Source organism: Bacillus sp. NP157 (genome assembly GCA_018889975.1).
In the GTDB taxonomy this organism is placed as follows: Bacteria; Pseudomonadota; Gammaproteobacteria; order Xanthomonadales; family Rhodanobacteraceae; genus Luteibacter.
Genome location: CP076546.1, coordinates 913,756 through 927,293, shown reverse-complemented (window position 1 = coordinate 927,293; position 13,538 = coordinate 913,756). Strand labels below are relative to the sequence as shown.

Sequence of the window (13,538 nt, the reverse complement as noted above, 5' to 3'; positions counted from 1 at the left end):
ATGCCGCACACCGCCTACTTTTCGCCCGCTACCTTCAAGTTCTTCAAGTCGCTCGCGCGCAACAACAACCGCGAGTGGTTCCACGATCACAAGGCCGACTACGAACGCCACGTGCGCGATCCGTTCATCGCGCTGATCACCGACTTGCAGGCGCCGCTGGCGAAGATCAGCCCGCACTACCGCGCCGACCCGCGCAAGGTCGGTGGCTCGCTCTATCGGCTGCACCGCGATACGCGCTTCGCCAACGACAAGCAGCCGTACAAGAACTGGCAGGGCTCGCGCTTCTTCCATGAGCGCCGCCACGAGATCCAGGCGCCCGGCTTCTACCTGCACATCCAGCCCGAAGGTTGCTTCGTCGGCGGCGGCATGTGGCACCCGGAACCGCCGGTGCTGAAGAAGCTGCGCGAGTTCCTGTCGGATAACCCGGATGCGTGGAAGCGCGCGACGCATACGAAGGCCTTCCAGGAACGCTTTGGCTGGTGGGGCGAAAGCCTCGTCCGGCCGCCGCGTGGCTACGATCCGAACCACGAGCTGATCGAAGACCTGAAGCGGAAGAACTACGCCGCCGGGCGGGATTTCGACGAAGCGATGGCGTGCTCCACCGAGCTGCTGCCGTTCATCGTCGACAACTTCAAACGCCTCGCGCCGATGGTCGACTACCTCTGCGCCGCGCAAGAGCTGGAGTTCTGACCCGGCCGCGTTTGGTCAGGTGGCCGCGGTTGGCCGGGTGGTGGCGTCAGGTTTCGTAGAGCTCGATCGGCTGGTCGTCGGGGTCGGCGAAGAAGGTGAAGCGCTTGCCGGTGTATTCGTCGACGCGGATCGGTTCGCAGGAGACGCCGTGCCCGCTTACCCGTGCGACGGCGGCATCGAGGTCGTCGACCGCGAACGCGATATGGCGCAGGCCCTGTGCCTCCGGGCGCGACACGCGGGGCGGTGGCGAGGGGAACGAGAACAGCTCGATCTGCACGCCGGGGCGGACCTCGAGGTCGAGCTTCCACGAGTCGCGTGCCTCGCGGTACACCTCGTGGACGATGCGCAGGCCGAGCACCTCGGTGTAGAACGCGCGCGAACGCGGGTAGTCCGAGCAGATGATCGCGACGTGGTGGATCGACGTCAGCATGGGGCTCAGGCCTCGTTGAACGGGAACGCCAGTACGTCGGCGATCCGGTCGGTGTCGGCGAGCACCATCAGCAGTCGCTCGATGCCCAGGGCCACGCCCGCGCAATCGGGCATGTCGCCCAGCACGGCGAGCAGGTTTTCATCCAGCGGCACTTCCGGCGCACCCCGTTCGCGGCGGACCGCGTTGTCGCGTTCGAAGCGCGCGCGCTGTTCCACCGGGTCGTTGAGTTCGTGGTAACCGTTGGCGACTTCGTACGGCCCCATGTACACCTCGAAGCGCTCGGCCACGGGCGGCTCGCCCGTGCGGATCCGTGCGAGCGCGCACTGCGTTGCCGGGAAGTCCGAAACGACGGTGATCCGGTCGCGGGTGAAGCCCGGCTGGATGCGATGGGTCATCAGCAGGTCGAGCCAGTCGTCGCGGGTGAGCCCTTCGCCATCCAGGCCGACGTCGCCCAGCGCGGCCTGCAGGGTTTCCACCGGGTCGTTCAAGGCGTCGACGCCGAGTGCGTCACGGAACAGGCCCTGGTAGGTGGTTTCGACCATGTCGATGGTGCGGCCTGCCTGGACCATCAGCTGTTCCAGCAGGTCGAGCACTTCGCGGGCGAGCTTGCTGTCGTCCCAGCCCACCCGGTACCACTCCAGCATGGTGAATTCGGGGTTGTGCCGGCCACCGGCTTCGCCGTCGCGGAACACGCGGCCCAGCTCGTAGCAGTCACCGACGCCCGCGGCGAGCAGCCGCTTGAGCGGGAACTCCGGCGACGTGCGCATCCAGCGCTGTGGGTTGCCGGCGTCGACGTGGCCACTGAAGCGCGTGTGGAAACTCTGGATGTTCGGATCGGTGTTGCCAGCCGCCGACAGCATCGGCGTTTCCACTTCCAGCACGCCGCGATCGGCGAAGAAGCGGCGGATGCGCGCATACGTCGCCGCGCGCAATTGCAGCTGCTTGATGAGTTCGCCGATCAAGGTGCCACTCCGTGTTCGGCGAGCAGCGCGATGAGCTCGGCCTCGGTATGCACGGGCACGCCGAGTTCGTTGGCCTTGTCCAGCTTGGACCCGGCCGCCTCGCCCGCGAACACGCCGGTGGTTTTCTTCGACACCGAGCCGGCGACCTTCGCGCCGAGCGATTCCAGACGCTCGGTGGCGTCGTCGCGCTTCAGCGTCTCCATCGTGCCGGTGATCACGTAGGTCTGCCCTTCCAGCGGCAGCGCCGCGGCGGCCTTCGCCGGCAAGGCGTCCAGCAGGCTGCGCATCGCCCAGTCGCTGCGCGCCAGCGAAGCGGCATGTTCGCGGTTGGACAGGTACAGGCTCAGGTTCGACGCCGCGGCCTGCGGGACGCCCGCGACGATCCACTGGTGCTCGCCCGCGGTGACCAGCGCTTCCAGCGACGGATACTGCTTCGCCAGCAAGGCGGTGCTCTTCGGGCCGAGCTTCGCGACCTTCGCCGAATCCAGCAACACGTCGAGGCCGAGGCGTTCGCGCAGCTTCGGCGACGGCGCGCCTTCGTCGGCGAACTGGATGCCGGCGGCGAGCAGCGCGTCGACCACGGCCTCGTTACCTTCCTGTTCGAAGAAGGCGGCGATCGAGGTCGCCACTTCGTCACCGATGTCCGGCAACACGCGTAGCACCGGTGCTGGGGTGCGCCGGACCATCGCCAGCGAACCCAGCCACGCGGCCAGCGTCTTCGCCGTGCTTTCGCCGATGTGCATGATGCCCAGGCCGAACAGGAAGCGCGGCAGCGTGGAACGCTTGCTCGCCTCGATCGACTCGACGAGGTTCTCCGCCCACTTCGTGGCGACCTTGCCCTGCTTCACCGTCTCCGGCGTGGTGCCGTCGCGTTCATCCGCGCGGCGCTTCATCTCGACGAAGCGTTCCACCGTGAGGCCGTACAGGTCGGCCGGTGTCTTGACCATGTCCAGGTCGACCAGCGCGTCGACGAAGCGATCGCCCAGGCCATCGATGTCCATCGCACGGCGCGAGGCAAAGTGGATGACCGCTTCCTTGCGCTGCGCAGCGCAGATCAGTCCGCCGGAACAGCGGTAGGCCGCGGCGCCTTCTTCGCGGACCAGCTCGGAGTTGCACACAGGGCATGTCGCCGGCATGTGCCAGGGCGTGGTGTTCGGCGGGCGATGCTCTTCGACCACGCGGGCCACTTCGGGAATGACATCGCCCGCACGGCGCACGATCACGGTATCGCCGACGCGGACGTCGAGGCGCGCGACCTGGTCGGCGTTGTGCAGGGTGGCATTGGTCACGGTGACGCCGCCCACCGATACCGGCGTGAGCCGGGCCACGGGCGTCGCCGCGCCGGTGCGACCGATCTGGATCTCGATCGCCTCCACCGTGGTCATCTGTTCCTGCGCCGGGTATTTGTGTGCGATCGCCCAGCGCGGTGCGCGCGAGACGAAGCCCATCTCGCGCTGGCCATCGTAATCGTCGAGCTTGTAGACCACGCCGTCGATGTCGTACGGCAGGCTGTCGCGCTTTTCGCCGATCCTGCGAAAGTAGGCGATCAGCCCCTCGAAGCCCTTCGCGGTCGACACTTCCGGCGAGACCGGGAAGCCCCACTCGCGCAGTTTCGCCAGCGTGGCGGAATGCGTGTCGGGCAGTTCGCCATCCTCGACCCGGCCGACGGCATAGGCGAAGAACGCCAGCGGCCGCTTCGCCGTCACCGCGGGATCCAGCTGGCGGAGCGAACCGGCGGCACCGTTGCGCGGGTTGGCCAGCGGCTTGTCGCCGGCGGCGCGGGCGCGTTCGTTGAAGGCTTCGAAGGCGGCGCGCGGCATGATCACCTCGCCACGCACTTCCAGCACGCGCGGCCAGCCTTCGCCGCGCAGGCGCAGCGGGATCGCCTTCACCGTGCGCAGGTTCGCGGTGACATCTTCACCGACCGAACCGTCGCCACGGGTCGCGCCCTGCACGAACACGCCGTCTTCGTAGCGCAGGCTGATTGCCAGGCCATCCAGCTTCGGTTCCACCGAGAACACCGGCTGGCGACGACCGAGGGTCTGTTCGATCCGGCGTTCGAAATCCGCCACTTCGCGATACTTCTCGCGATCGTTCTCGCCGTCCTGTTCGAAGGCGTTGCCCAGCGACAGCATCGGCACCGCATGGGTGACCTCGGCGAAGCCACCGTGCGCACGCGCGCCGACGCGGCGGGTCGGCGAGTCGGCAGCCGCGAGGTCCGCGTACTGGCCTTCGAGTGCTTCCAGCTCACGCATCATCCGGTCGTAGTCGGCATCCGGGATTTCCGGGTTGTCGAGCACGTGGTAACGGTAGTTGGCGTCCTCGATGCGCTTGCGCAGTTCGGTGGCGCGTTCGACGGCGTCGACGGGGGCGATGGCTTGGGGCATGTGCAAGGTCCGTGATGAACACACGTGGCGTAGGCAACAGGGGACTTTCGGCCGAAGGCGCGCCAAAAGCAAGAACCCGCTTCCGCTATAATGCACCGGCCATGCCCGCTGATGACGTCCTTCCCACCCCCACCGACGCCGACGCGCATGCCCTCCCCTCCGACCGGCCGGCCCTGGCCCCGGCGGAACCCTCCAGCAAGGCGCGTTACCGCGGCCTGATCTGGCTGGTGGCGGCGGGTTTCTTCATGCAGGCGCTCGATTCGACGATCGTGAACACGGCGGTGCCGTCGATCGCGCACGCGCTGGACGTCACCCCGCTGAGCATGCGCACGGCGCTGACCAGCTACGTGCTGACCCTGGCGATCTTCATCCCGATGAGCCCGTGGCTGTGCGACCGCTTCGGCACGCGCCGTGTGTTCGGCGGTGCGATCATGGTCTTCGCGCTGGGCTCGCTGCTGTGCGGCATCGCCCAGTCGCTGCCCCAGCTGGTCGCCTCGCGCATCGTCCAGGGCCTGGGTGGCGCGGCGCTGATGCCGGTCGGCCGCTACGTGCTGGTACGCAGCATCGACCGCCGCGACTTCGTCAGCTCGATGAGCACGGTGGCCACCTTCGGCCTGCTCGGTTCGGTATTCGGGCCCCTGCTCGGCGGTGCGATCGTCGAGTTCACCCACTGGCGGCTGATCTTCCTGATCAACGTGCCGGTCGGCATCGTCGGCCTGCTGCTGAATCGTCGCGAGATGCCGGACTACCGGCCGGACCGCGCCAATCCGTTCGATACCACCGGCTTCCTGCTGTTCGCCGGCGCCTCGGCGCTGGCCCTGCTCGCCGCCGAAACGCTCGGTGGCCACGGCGGCGTGCTGGCCATCGTCGGTTACGTGCTGGGCGCGTTCGCGCTGGCCACGCTTTACGTGCGGCACAGCAGGCGCACGCCGTTCCCGGTCAGCGACCTGTCGCTGCTGAAGGTGCGCAGCGTGTGGGTGTCGCTGGCCGGCAACCTGTTCACCCGGCTCGGCGTGTCCGGCATGTACCTGCTGCTGGTGCTGTTCCTGCAGATCGGTTGCGGCTGGTCGCCGCTGGTGGCCGGCCTGATGATGGTGCCGCAGGCACTGGGTTCGATCACGGTCAAACCCTTCATCCATCGCCTGCTGACCCATTTCGGTTACCGCAAGCTGTTGCTCGGCAACACCATCACGGTGAGCGTGGTGCTGTGTTCTTTCGCGCTGCTGGATACCGATTCGCCGACCTGGCTGATCGCCGGCTTCGTCTACGTCTACGGCGCGGTGATGTCGGTGCAGTACACCTCGATGAACACGCTGGCCTACGTGGATGTGGACGTGAAGCAGGCCTCGATGGCCTCGTCGATGGCCTCCACGGCGCAATACCTGTCGATGAGCTTCGGCATCGCCCTGGCCACCCTGCTGATGGCCGGCTTCCTCGGCTCGTCCGACCGGCATCCGTATGTGTGGGCGTTCCGCTGGTCGGTGATCGTGCTCGGGCTGATCACGCTGGCCGCGAGCTGGATCTTCAGCCGCCTGCGCGATACGCGTGAACCGGCGGTCGCCAACGCCGCCGACTAGCGGGTACGCTCGGGACACCGTGCACTCCTGCGCGGCTTTGATCAGGAACGATCGCCATGCACGACTCCGCCGCCATCCTGCTTTCGCTTTTCCTCATTTTTGTCGCCGCGCAGGTCGGTGGCGAACTCGCGCAACGGCTTAAATTACCGGCTGTCGTCGGCGAAATCGCCGCCGGCTGCGTGATCGGCCCGAGCGCGCTGGGCTGGGTCGCGCTGCCCGATATCGCCACCGGGACGCCGCTGGATGTGCTCGCCGAAATCGGCGTCATCCTGCTCCTTTTCTCAGTGGGTTTGGAAACGCGACTCGACGACCTGAAGAAGGTCGGCACCAGCGCGGTCCTCGTCGGCGTGCTCGGCGTGCTCGTCCCCTTCGCGCTCGGCGCGGTGTGGGCGCATGGCTCAGGCTTCGACTGGATCCGCTCGATGTTCGTCGCCGCGGCCTTCGTCGCCACCTCGGCCGGCATCACCGCCCGCGTGTTGCAGGAGCTGGGCGTGCTGCAACGTCGCGAGGCGCGGATCATCCTCGGCGCCGCCGTGATCGACGACATCCTCGCCATGTTGCTGCTCGGCGTGGTCTCATCGCTGCAGGGTGGTGGCGACGTGGACGTCGGCGGCCTGCTCGGCACGTTGCTCGGCGCGGTGGGTTTCGTCGCCGTGATCGGCTGGGGTGGCACGCGGGTGATGCGGCGCGGCTCGGGCTGGCTGGACAAGCCGAGCCATCCGATGTCGCCGCTGGCGATCGTGCTCGCGCTGTGCCTGGGCCTCGCCTACCTGTCGATGCGCTTCCACCTGGCCGCGATCATCGGTGCCTTCCTCGCCGGCATGATCGCCTCGGAAACCCGGCAGCGCCATCAGCTGGAAGAACAGACGGCGCCCCTGCTCGCCTTCCTGACCCCGTTCTTCTTCGTCGTCACCGGCGCGAAGGTGAACCTCGCCGCGCTGGGCAGCGGCAGCGCCTTGCTGACGCTGGCCGTGGTGACGGTCATCGCCATCGTCTCGAAGCTGGCGGGCGGTTACCTCGGTGCGATCGTCGGTGCCGGCAAGCTCGGCCAGCGTAGCGCGCTGATCGTTGGCTTCGGCATGGTCCCGCGCGGCGAGGTCGGCGTGGTGATCGCCAGCCTGGGACTCGCCGCCGGCGTGTTCGACGAAACGATCTACGCGGTGATCGTGGCGATGTCCTTGCTCACCGCCATGGTCACGCCACCGATCCTGTCCCTGCTGCTCAGGTCGCCGTCTTCGACGCCTGGTACGCCGTGAGCGCGTCCTCGCGGCTGTCCTTCAGGTCGACGATGGGCGCTGGGTAACCGGAGCGTTTCAGGAAGGCCGCATCTTCCCACGGGGCGTGGACCAGGCGGCCCGGGGCGTCTTTCAGTTCAGGTACCCAGCGGCGGATGTACGCGCCCTGCGGATCGAATTTTTCCGACTGGGTGACCGGGTTGAAGATGCGGAAGTACGGCGCGGCATCGGCACCGCTGCCGGCGACCCACTGCCAGCCCATCGCGTTGTTGGCCAGGTCGGCGTCGACCAGGGTGTCCCAGAACCACTTCTCGCCCAGCAGCCAGTGCTGGCGGAGGTTCTTGGTGAGCAGGCTGGCGACCAGCATGCGCACGCGGTTGTGCATCCAGCCGGTCGCCCACAGCTCGCGCATGCCGGCATCGACGATGGGGATGCCGGTCTTGCCCTGTTTCCAGCGACGCAACGCGTGCGCGTCGCGCTTCTCCCAGCGGAAGGTGTCGAACTTCCTGTTGAAGTTCTTCTTCGGCGTGTCCGGGAAATGCCAGAGCAGGTGGTGGCCGAACTCACGCCAGCCAAGCTGGCGCAGGTAGGGTTCGATGTCGGCGGCGTTCTTGCGCCGGGCGAAACGCCGATGCAGGTGGTCGGCGACCTGGCGCGGCGAGATCTCGCCGAAATGCAGGTGCGGCGACAGCCGCGAGGTGCCGTGGCGCGAGGGGATGTCGCGGCTTTCCACGTAGTGGCTGGCGGCATCGTCGGCGAACAGGTCGACCATCTCGTGCGCGCCGGCTTCGCCCGGGGTCCACTCGTCGAAACCCTTCGCCCAGTCCAGGCTCGGCAGAAGGTCGAGCGAGGCGATGGTCGCGCTGCTCGGAAGGCTTTCCAGCGGCAGCGACACCGGCTCCGGCAACGGCGCCTGGTCGTCGATCCGGGTGCGCAGGTTGCGCCAGAACGGGGTGAACACGCGATACGGCTGGTTTTCCTGCGTGGCGATTTCCCACGGGTTGCACCATAGCGACCCGTTGTACGACGCGACGTCGATCCCGTCGGCTTCCAGGCCCTTGCGCACCTGCTCGTCGCGCTTGCGGATCAGCGGGTCGTAAAGCAGGTTGAAGTAAACCGCCACCGCCCCCGTCGCCTCCACCGCCGCCCTGAGGACGGCAAGGCTGCCTTGTTCCCCTGTAGGAGCGCGCCCGCGCGCGACCCCCACCTGCAACCGCCCCCTGTGCCGCCCCAGGCGCTTATCCAACGCCTCCAGCGAATGATGCAGCCACCACCGGCTAGCCGCCCCCGGCGCCCACTCACCCTCTTCGTCCGGGGCGTGGATATACAGCGGGATGACCCGCTCGTGGGCCTCCAGGGCAGCCACGAGGGCGGGATTATCTGCAAGACGCAGGTCGCGGCGGAACCAGAGGATGGCGGTAGTCATGCACCTAGTATCCACGCCGTGCGTGAAATGCGAATACCGATCTAATTCCGTTCAGATGGAATGCTTAGACTGTCACTACGCGCGGCCCCATTGCTCCGCCGCACGCCATAGGAGATTCCATGAATACCAAGTCGTTCCTCGCCATTCCCATGGCCGCCCTGCTGGCTTCGGCCTTCGCCCTCCCGGCCGCTGCGGCGACCATGACCCGCCCGGATGGCATCTACGTGCGCTGTGACCAGTGTGGCGTGGTGCAGAGCATCGAGACGAACGTGACCCAGGGCCGTGACCACGGTACGGCGGGTGCGGTGATCGGTGCGATTGCCGGCGGTGTGCTGGGTAACCAGGTGGGCCGCGGCAATGGCCGCAAGGTGGCGACGGTGGCCGGTGCGGTCGGCGGCGGTTTTGCCGGTAACGCGATCGGCAAGGGCGGCGGCGGTGAGAACTATACGCTGCGGGTGAAGATGGGTTCGGGTGGCTATACGAACGTGACCGTGGCCGATGCCTCGGCGATCCGCACGGGCGACATCGTGATCATCGACGAAAAGGGCAACGTCCAGCGGGTGCAGTAACCTCGGACTCTGCGCGGCGCTCGGGCTTGGTCGCAGGACCAGCCCTCGGCGCCTACCCTCGCTGCTCAGACAGCGTTCTGGCGTGCGACAGGGAGGGGCTGCTCCGCAGCCCGTTTCCTTATTGGCCTATGGCCGCGCACCGGGTGCCGGGCGGAGGTTTCTGACTCGACATCCTGTCTCGGCAGAAACGGCCGGCCGTCGTGGCCGGCCCCCTGCGGGCTTCTTCCGCCCGGCCCCCTCGCCGCCACGAACTCGCCTCGAGGGTAGGCGCCGAGGGCTGTTCTTGCAGTCTGCCGCGAGATTTGCGTGTAGGAGCGTGCTTGCGCGCGAATCGACGATACGGCGGCGTTGCGGTCGTATGGAAATGCGGTTGCGTGTAATGGGCGAAGGCGCGGTGTAGGCGGACGCTGTTGAACCGACCCGCTCGATGAGCGTCGACTCACGTCGAGAACGATGCCTTGGGCTTTGGCTGATGCTTTCGGCTTTGGCGTTGGCCGCCATTTGGCACCATCAATCGCGCGCAGGCGCGCTCCTACAACAACATGGCAGTGTCGGGCGAGGCAGCAGGCCTGCTCTCCCGCATGTCGCGCGCGGCCGGCAAGAACAGCCCTCGGCGCCCACCCTCGAGGCGAGTTCCGCACAAGCGAGCAGCCGAAGGCTAATCAAATACATGGGCCGCGGCTGCGGCCACCCTTATCGAGCGCGGAGGACCTGTCTGAGCAGCGAGGGTGGGCGCCGAGGGCTGGTCCTGCGACCACGCCCGAGCGCCGCGGGAGTTCGCGACCACGCCCGAGCGCCGCGCGGAGGTCGGATCCCGCGCAACGGCCAAAAAAAAACGCCGCATCAGGATGCGGCGTTCTCCAGGGCGAGGTTTACGCGTTCGCGTAATTCCTTGCCAGGTTTGAAATGAGGCACGTGCTTGCCCGGCAAGGCAACCGCTTCGCCGGTCTTGGGGTTGCGCCCCATGCGCGGCGGACGGAAGTGCAGAGCAAAGCTGCCGAAGCCGCGGATCTCGATGCGCTCACCCGTCGAAAGGGCATGGCTCATCTGCTCGAGCACGCTCTTGACGGCGAGTTCCACATCGCTGAAGGCAAGGTGGGTCTGGCGCCGCGCCAGCGCCTCGATCAGTTCCGACTTTGTCATGGGTCCCCTGGTTCTTCGATAAAGCTGACGCAAACAACAGGTTACAACAACAACGAGGGGCGGGATCACCGCCCCTCGCTCCGACTTTAGTCGGCCTTGTTCATCTGCTCCTTGAGGAGCGCGCCGAGCTTCGTCGTGCCGCCGGCAGCGGACTGGTAGTCGGCCATGGTATCGGCCAGGTCTTCCTCGTCCTTCGCGCGGATCGACAGCTGCAGCTGACGGCCCTTGCGATCCATACCGGTGAACTTCGCCTCGACGGCATCGCCGACCTTCAGGTGCTGCGTGGCATCTTCCACGCGTTCCTTGGCGATGTCGTTGGCACGGATGTAGCCCTCGACGCCTTCGCCCAGGTCGATGATCGCACCCTTCGCGTCGACTTCCTTCACGGTGCCGTTCAGAACGGTGCCGCGCGGATTCGTGGCCATGAACTGGCCGAACGGATCCTGCTCCATCTGCTTGATGCCGAGGGAGATGCGCTCGCGCTCCGGATCGACCGCCAGGACCACGGCTTCGACTTCGTCGCCCTTCTTGAAGTTGCGGACGAGGTCTTCACCCGAGGCCTGCCACGAGATGTCGGACAGGTGGACGAGACCATCGATACCGCCTTCCAGGCCGATGAAGATGCCGAAGTCGGTGATCGACTTGATCTGGCCGGAGACCTTGTCGCCCTTCTTGTGCATGGCGGCGAAGGCTTCCCACGGGTTCGAGCGGGTCTGCTTGATACCCAGCGAGATGCGGCGACGCTCCTCGTCCACGTCCAGGACCATGACTTCCGTCTCGTCACCGACCTGAACCACCTTGGCCGGGTTGACGTTCTTGTTGGTCCAGTCCATTTCGGAAACGTGCACCAGGCCTTCCACGCCCGGCTCGATCTCGACGAAGCAACCGTAGTCGGTCACGTTCGAAACCTTGCCGAACAGGCGGCTGCCGACCGGGTAACGGCGGGCGATGGCAACCCACGGGTCGTCGCCGAGCTGCTTCAGGCCGAGCGAGACGCGGTTGCGCTCGCGGTCGTACTTCAGCACGCGGACGTCGAGCTCGTCGCCGACGTTGACGACTTCCGACGGGTGACGGACGCGCTTCCACGCCATGTCGGTGATGTGCAGCAGGCCATCGATGCCGCCGAGGTCCACGAATGCGCCGTAATCGGTGAGGTTCTTGACCACACCCTTGACGACCGCACCCTCGGTGAGGCGCTCGAGCAGCTTCTCGCGCTCTTCGGAGAACTCGGTCTCGACGACGGCGCGGCGGCTGACGACCACGTTGTTACGCTTGCGGTCGAGCTTGATGATCTTGAACTCGAGGTCTTTGCCTTCGAGGTAGACCGGGTCACGGACCGGACGCACGTCGACCAGCGAGCCCGGCAGGAATGCGCGGACGTCCTTGATGTCGACGGTGAAGCCGCCCTTGACCTTGCCGGAGATCTTGCCGGTGATGGTCTCTTCCTTGTCGAACGCCTGCTCGAGGTCGTCCCACACCATCGAACGCTTGGCCTTCTCGCGGGAGAGCTTGGTCTCGCCGAAGCCGTCTTCGAGCGCGTCGAGCGCGACCTTGACTTCGTCACCAACTTCCACTTCGAGGGCGCCGTTCTCGTCCTTGAACTGCTCGATCGGAACGATGCCTTCGCTCTTCAGGCCGGCGTTGATCACCACCACGTCATTGCGGATTTCCACAACGATACCGGTGACGATGGAGCCGGGCTTCAGCTTCGAAATGGCCTGCTGGCTCTGTTCAAACAGTTCGGCAAAACTTTCAGTCATGTTGATTCCAGGGTTATGAAAGGCCGTACCCGGCGCAAGCGTGCATCAGTGAACGCGAGCGGTCAGGGGACCCACCGGTTGTGGGTGCGACGGAGGGATGCGATATGCAGCCGCCCGGCACCGTTGCCAAGAACCCGCGCACACTGCGCGAGCGCTATGCCGAATGCGCCCTACGGGCGCACCACGGCGAAAACTTTTGCCACCACCACCTCGATGGGCATGCCGGTCGTATCGATGACGACGGCGCCCTCGGCGGGCTTCAACGGGGCAACAGGCCGCGACGCATCACGCTGGTCGCGGGCCTCGATTTCCCGTTGCAGGCCTGCAAGTGTAACGCTCAGGCCCTTATCCTTCAACTGCTTATAGCGCCTTTTCGCGCGTTCGCCCGCGCTGGCGGTGAGGAAGACCTTGAACGGGGCGTCGGGGAAAATCACCGTACCCATGTCGCGGCCGTCGGCCACCAGGCCCGGGGCCTTGCGGAAAGCCAGCTGGAGGTCGACCAGGGCCTGCCGGACGGCCGGGATCACGGCGATCGCCGAGGCGGCGGCCCCTGCCGTTTCCGTGCGCAACTCGTCCGTGGCGTCGTGGCCGTTGACCAGCACATGCGTCTCACCGCCGTCGGCACTGGCCTGGAAGCGGATCCTGATGTGCTGGGCGCAGCGGGTGACGGCGTCCACGTCGGACAGGTCGATGCCTTCGGCGCCCGCGGCATAGCCCACGGCGCGGTACAGGGCGCCCGAATCGAGCATGCGCCAGCCCAGTTGGTCGGCGACCAGCCGGCTGATGGTGCCCTTGCCGGAACCAGAGGGGCCGTCGATGGTGAGGACGGGGACGACCGGCGGGTGGGCCATGGGGAAACCTTGAGTCACGAAACCGGCATGATAGCGCGTCGGCGCCCGCCATTCTTCGGATGGACAGCCCCCCGGCCCCATGCTACAAGCCCCCAACCTCCGCGCCACGGGCAGCACGCATCCCCATGTCCGACGATCTCCAGAGCCAGTTCGAACAGGCCTCGCTGGACATCACCCGGCTGGGCCACCGGCCGGACAACGACACCCTGCTGCGCATCTACGCCCTTTACAAGCAGGGCGCGGAAGGCGACGTCACGGGGGACAAGCCGGGGTTCTTCGATTTCGTGGGCACGGCGAAGTACGAGGCGTGGGCGAAGTTGCGGGGGACGTCGCGCGAAGACGCCATGCGGGATTACGTCCGGTTGGTGCGGGCGTTGGGGGGTTAGGGGCCCGCGACACCCCTGTAGGAGCGCGCCTGCGCGCGATCGGTGACACCACGCGCCCCACGCCCGCGACCGATCACCACGTCAAAACCTACGCCCGCGACCAATCATCGCGCCGCGACCAC

12 protein-coding genes are annotated in these 13,538 nt (G+C 66.7%); 5 read left to right on the top strand and 7 right to left on the bottom strand.

The window, feature by feature from the left end; all coding sequences use genetic code 11:
• On the top strand, positions 1-690 hold the full coding sequence (locus KPL74_04125) for a DUF2461 domain-containing protein (protein ID QWT21206.1): 690 nt from the start codon (positions 1-3) through the stop codon (positions 688-690).
• Positions 691-736: 46 nt separating this feature from the next.
• Here KPL74_04125 and KPL74_04120 read toward each other — a convergent pair whose 3' ends face one another.
• From KPL74_04120 to ligA, 3 genes are read right to left on the bottom strand one after another with little or no spacing between them, the layout of a single operon-like run.
• Positions 737-1,120, bottom strand: a complete 384-nt coding sequence (locus KPL74_04120) for a VOC family protein (GenBank protein ID QWT21205.1) — start codon at positions 1,118-1,120, stop codon at positions 737-739.
• 5 nt (positions 1,121-1,125) lie between these two features.
• Positions 1,126-2,082 carry an EF-P lysine aminoacylase GenX gene (genX, locus tag KPL74_04115; GenBank protein QWT21204.1) on the bottom strand — a complete coding sequence of 319 codons (957 nt, stop codon included), beginning with the start codon at positions 2,080-2,082 and terminating at the stop codon, positions 1,126-1,128.
• Positions 2,079-4,469, bottom strand: coding sequence for an NAD-dependent DNA ligase LigA (ligA, locus tag KPL74_04110; protein QWT21203.1), 2,391 nt, complete (start codon positions 4,467-4,469; stop codon positions 2,079-2,081). The genes genX and ligA overlap by 4 nt, the downstream gene beginning before the upstream one ends.
• Before the next feature lie 101 nt (positions 4,470-4,570).
• On the opposite strand from ligA, the gene KPL74_04105 reads away from it, so the two are divergent.
• Positions 4,571-6,046 (top strand): MFS transporter, encoded by a 1,476-nt coding sequence (locus KPL74_04105; GenBank protein QWT21202.1) that lies wholly within the window; start codon positions 4,571-4,573, stop codon positions 6,044-6,046.
• Between the two features lie 56 nt (positions 6,047-6,102).
• Positions 6,103-7,302, top strand: coding sequence for a cation:proton antiporter (locus KPL74_04100; GenBank protein QWT21201.1), 1,200 nt, complete (start codon positions 6,103-6,105; stop codon positions 7,300-7,302).
• On the opposite strand, the gene KPL74_04095 is transcribed toward KPL74_04100, so the two are convergent.
• Entirely contained in the window at positions 7,268-8,707 is a 1,440-nt protein-coding gene (locus KPL74_04095) for a DNA photolyase family protein (GenBank protein ID QWT21200.1), read from the bottom strand. The two genes, KPL74_04100 and KPL74_04095, sit on opposite strands and share 35 nt — an antisense overlap.
• A 119-nt stretch (positions 8,708-8,826) precedes the next feature.
• Here KPL74_04095 and KPL74_04090 point away from each other — a divergent pair, with 119 nt between their 5' ends.
• Entirely contained in the window at positions 8,827-9,276 is a 450-nt protein-coding gene (locus tag KPL74_04090; GenBank protein ID QWT21199.1) for a glycine zipper 2TM domain-containing protein, read from the top strand.
• 843 nt (positions 9,277-10,119) lie between these two features.
• Here the strand turns inward: KPL74_04090 and KPL74_04085 are convergent.
• The 3 genes from KPL74_04085 to cmk form a co-directional block, all read right to left on the bottom strand.
• Complete coding sequence (locus tag KPL74_04085) at positions 10,120-10,419, bottom strand: integration host factor subunit beta (GenBank protein ID QWT21198.1); 300 nt, start codon at positions 10,417-10,419, stop codon at positions 10,120-10,122.
• An 86-nt stretch (positions 10,420-10,505) separates the two neighbouring features.
• Positions 10,506-12,179 (bottom strand): 30S ribosomal protein S1, encoded by a 1,674-nt coding sequence (gene rpsA, locus KPL74_04080; protein QWT21197.1) that lies wholly within the window; start codon positions 12,177-12,179, stop codon positions 10,506-10,508.
• 170 nt (positions 12,180-12,349) lie between these two features.
• Complete coding sequence (gene cmk, locus KPL74_04075) at positions 12,350-13,030, bottom strand: (d)CMP kinase (protein QWT21196.1); 681 nt, start codon at positions 13,028-13,030, stop codon at positions 12,350-12,352.
• Between the two features lie 125 nt (positions 13,031-13,155).
• Between cmk and KPL74_04070 the strand changes: the two genes are divergently transcribed.
• The gene (locus tag KPL74_04070) at positions 13,156-13,416 is read left to right on the top strand and encodes an acyl-CoA-binding protein (GenBank protein ID QWT21195.1); all 261 of its coding nucleotides are present in this window, start codon (positions 13,156-13,158) and stop codon (positions 13,414-13,416) included.
• Positions 13,417-13,538 lie beyond the last annotated feature (122 nt).

Excerpts from the sequence above, each read along its gene's own strand:
- KPL74_04125 (QWT21206.1), top strand. The coding sequence starts at position 1 with ATGCCGCACACCGCCTACTTTTCGCCCGCTACCTTCAAGTTCTTCAAG.
- KPL74_04105 (QWT21202.1), top strand. The coding sequence starts at position 4,571 with ATGCCCGCTGATGACGTCCTTCCCACCCCCACCGACGCCGACGCGCAT.
- KPL74_04070 (QWT21195.1), top strand. The coding sequence starts at position 13,156 with ATGTCCGACGATCTCCAGAGCCAGTTCGAACAGGCCTCGCTGGACATC.
- rpsA (QWT21197.1), bottom strand. The coding sequence starts at position 12,179 with ATGACTGAAAGTTTTGCCGAACTGTTTGAACAGAGCCAGCAGGCCATT.
- KPL74_04085 (QWT21198.1), bottom strand. The coding sequence starts at position 10,419 with ATGACAAAGTCGGAACTGATCGAGGCGCTGGCGCGGCGCCAGACCCAC.
- KPL74_04090 (QWT21199.1), top strand. The coding sequence starts at position 8,827 with ATGAATACCAAGTCGTTCCTCGCCATTCCCATGGCCGCCCTGCTGGCT.
- cmk (QWT21196.1), bottom strand. The coding sequence starts at position 13,030 with ATGGCCCACCCGCCGGTCGTCCCCGTCCTCACCATCGACGGCCCCTCT.
- KPL74_04100 (QWT21201.1), top strand. The coding sequence starts at position 6,103 with ATGCACGACTCCGCCGCCATCCTGCTTTCGCTTTTCCTCATTTTTGTC.
- KPL74_04120 (QWT21205.1), bottom strand. The coding sequence starts at position 1,120 with ATGCTGACGTCGATCCACCACGTCGCGATCATCTGCTCGGACTACCCG.
- KPL74_04095 (QWT21200.1), bottom strand. The coding sequence starts at position 8,707 with ATGACTACCGCCATCCTCTGGTTCCGCCGCGACCTGCGTCTTGCAGAT.
- ligA (QWT21203.1), bottom strand. The coding sequence starts at position 4,469 with ATGCCCCAAGCCATCGCCCCCGTCGACGCCGTCGAACGCGCCACCGAA.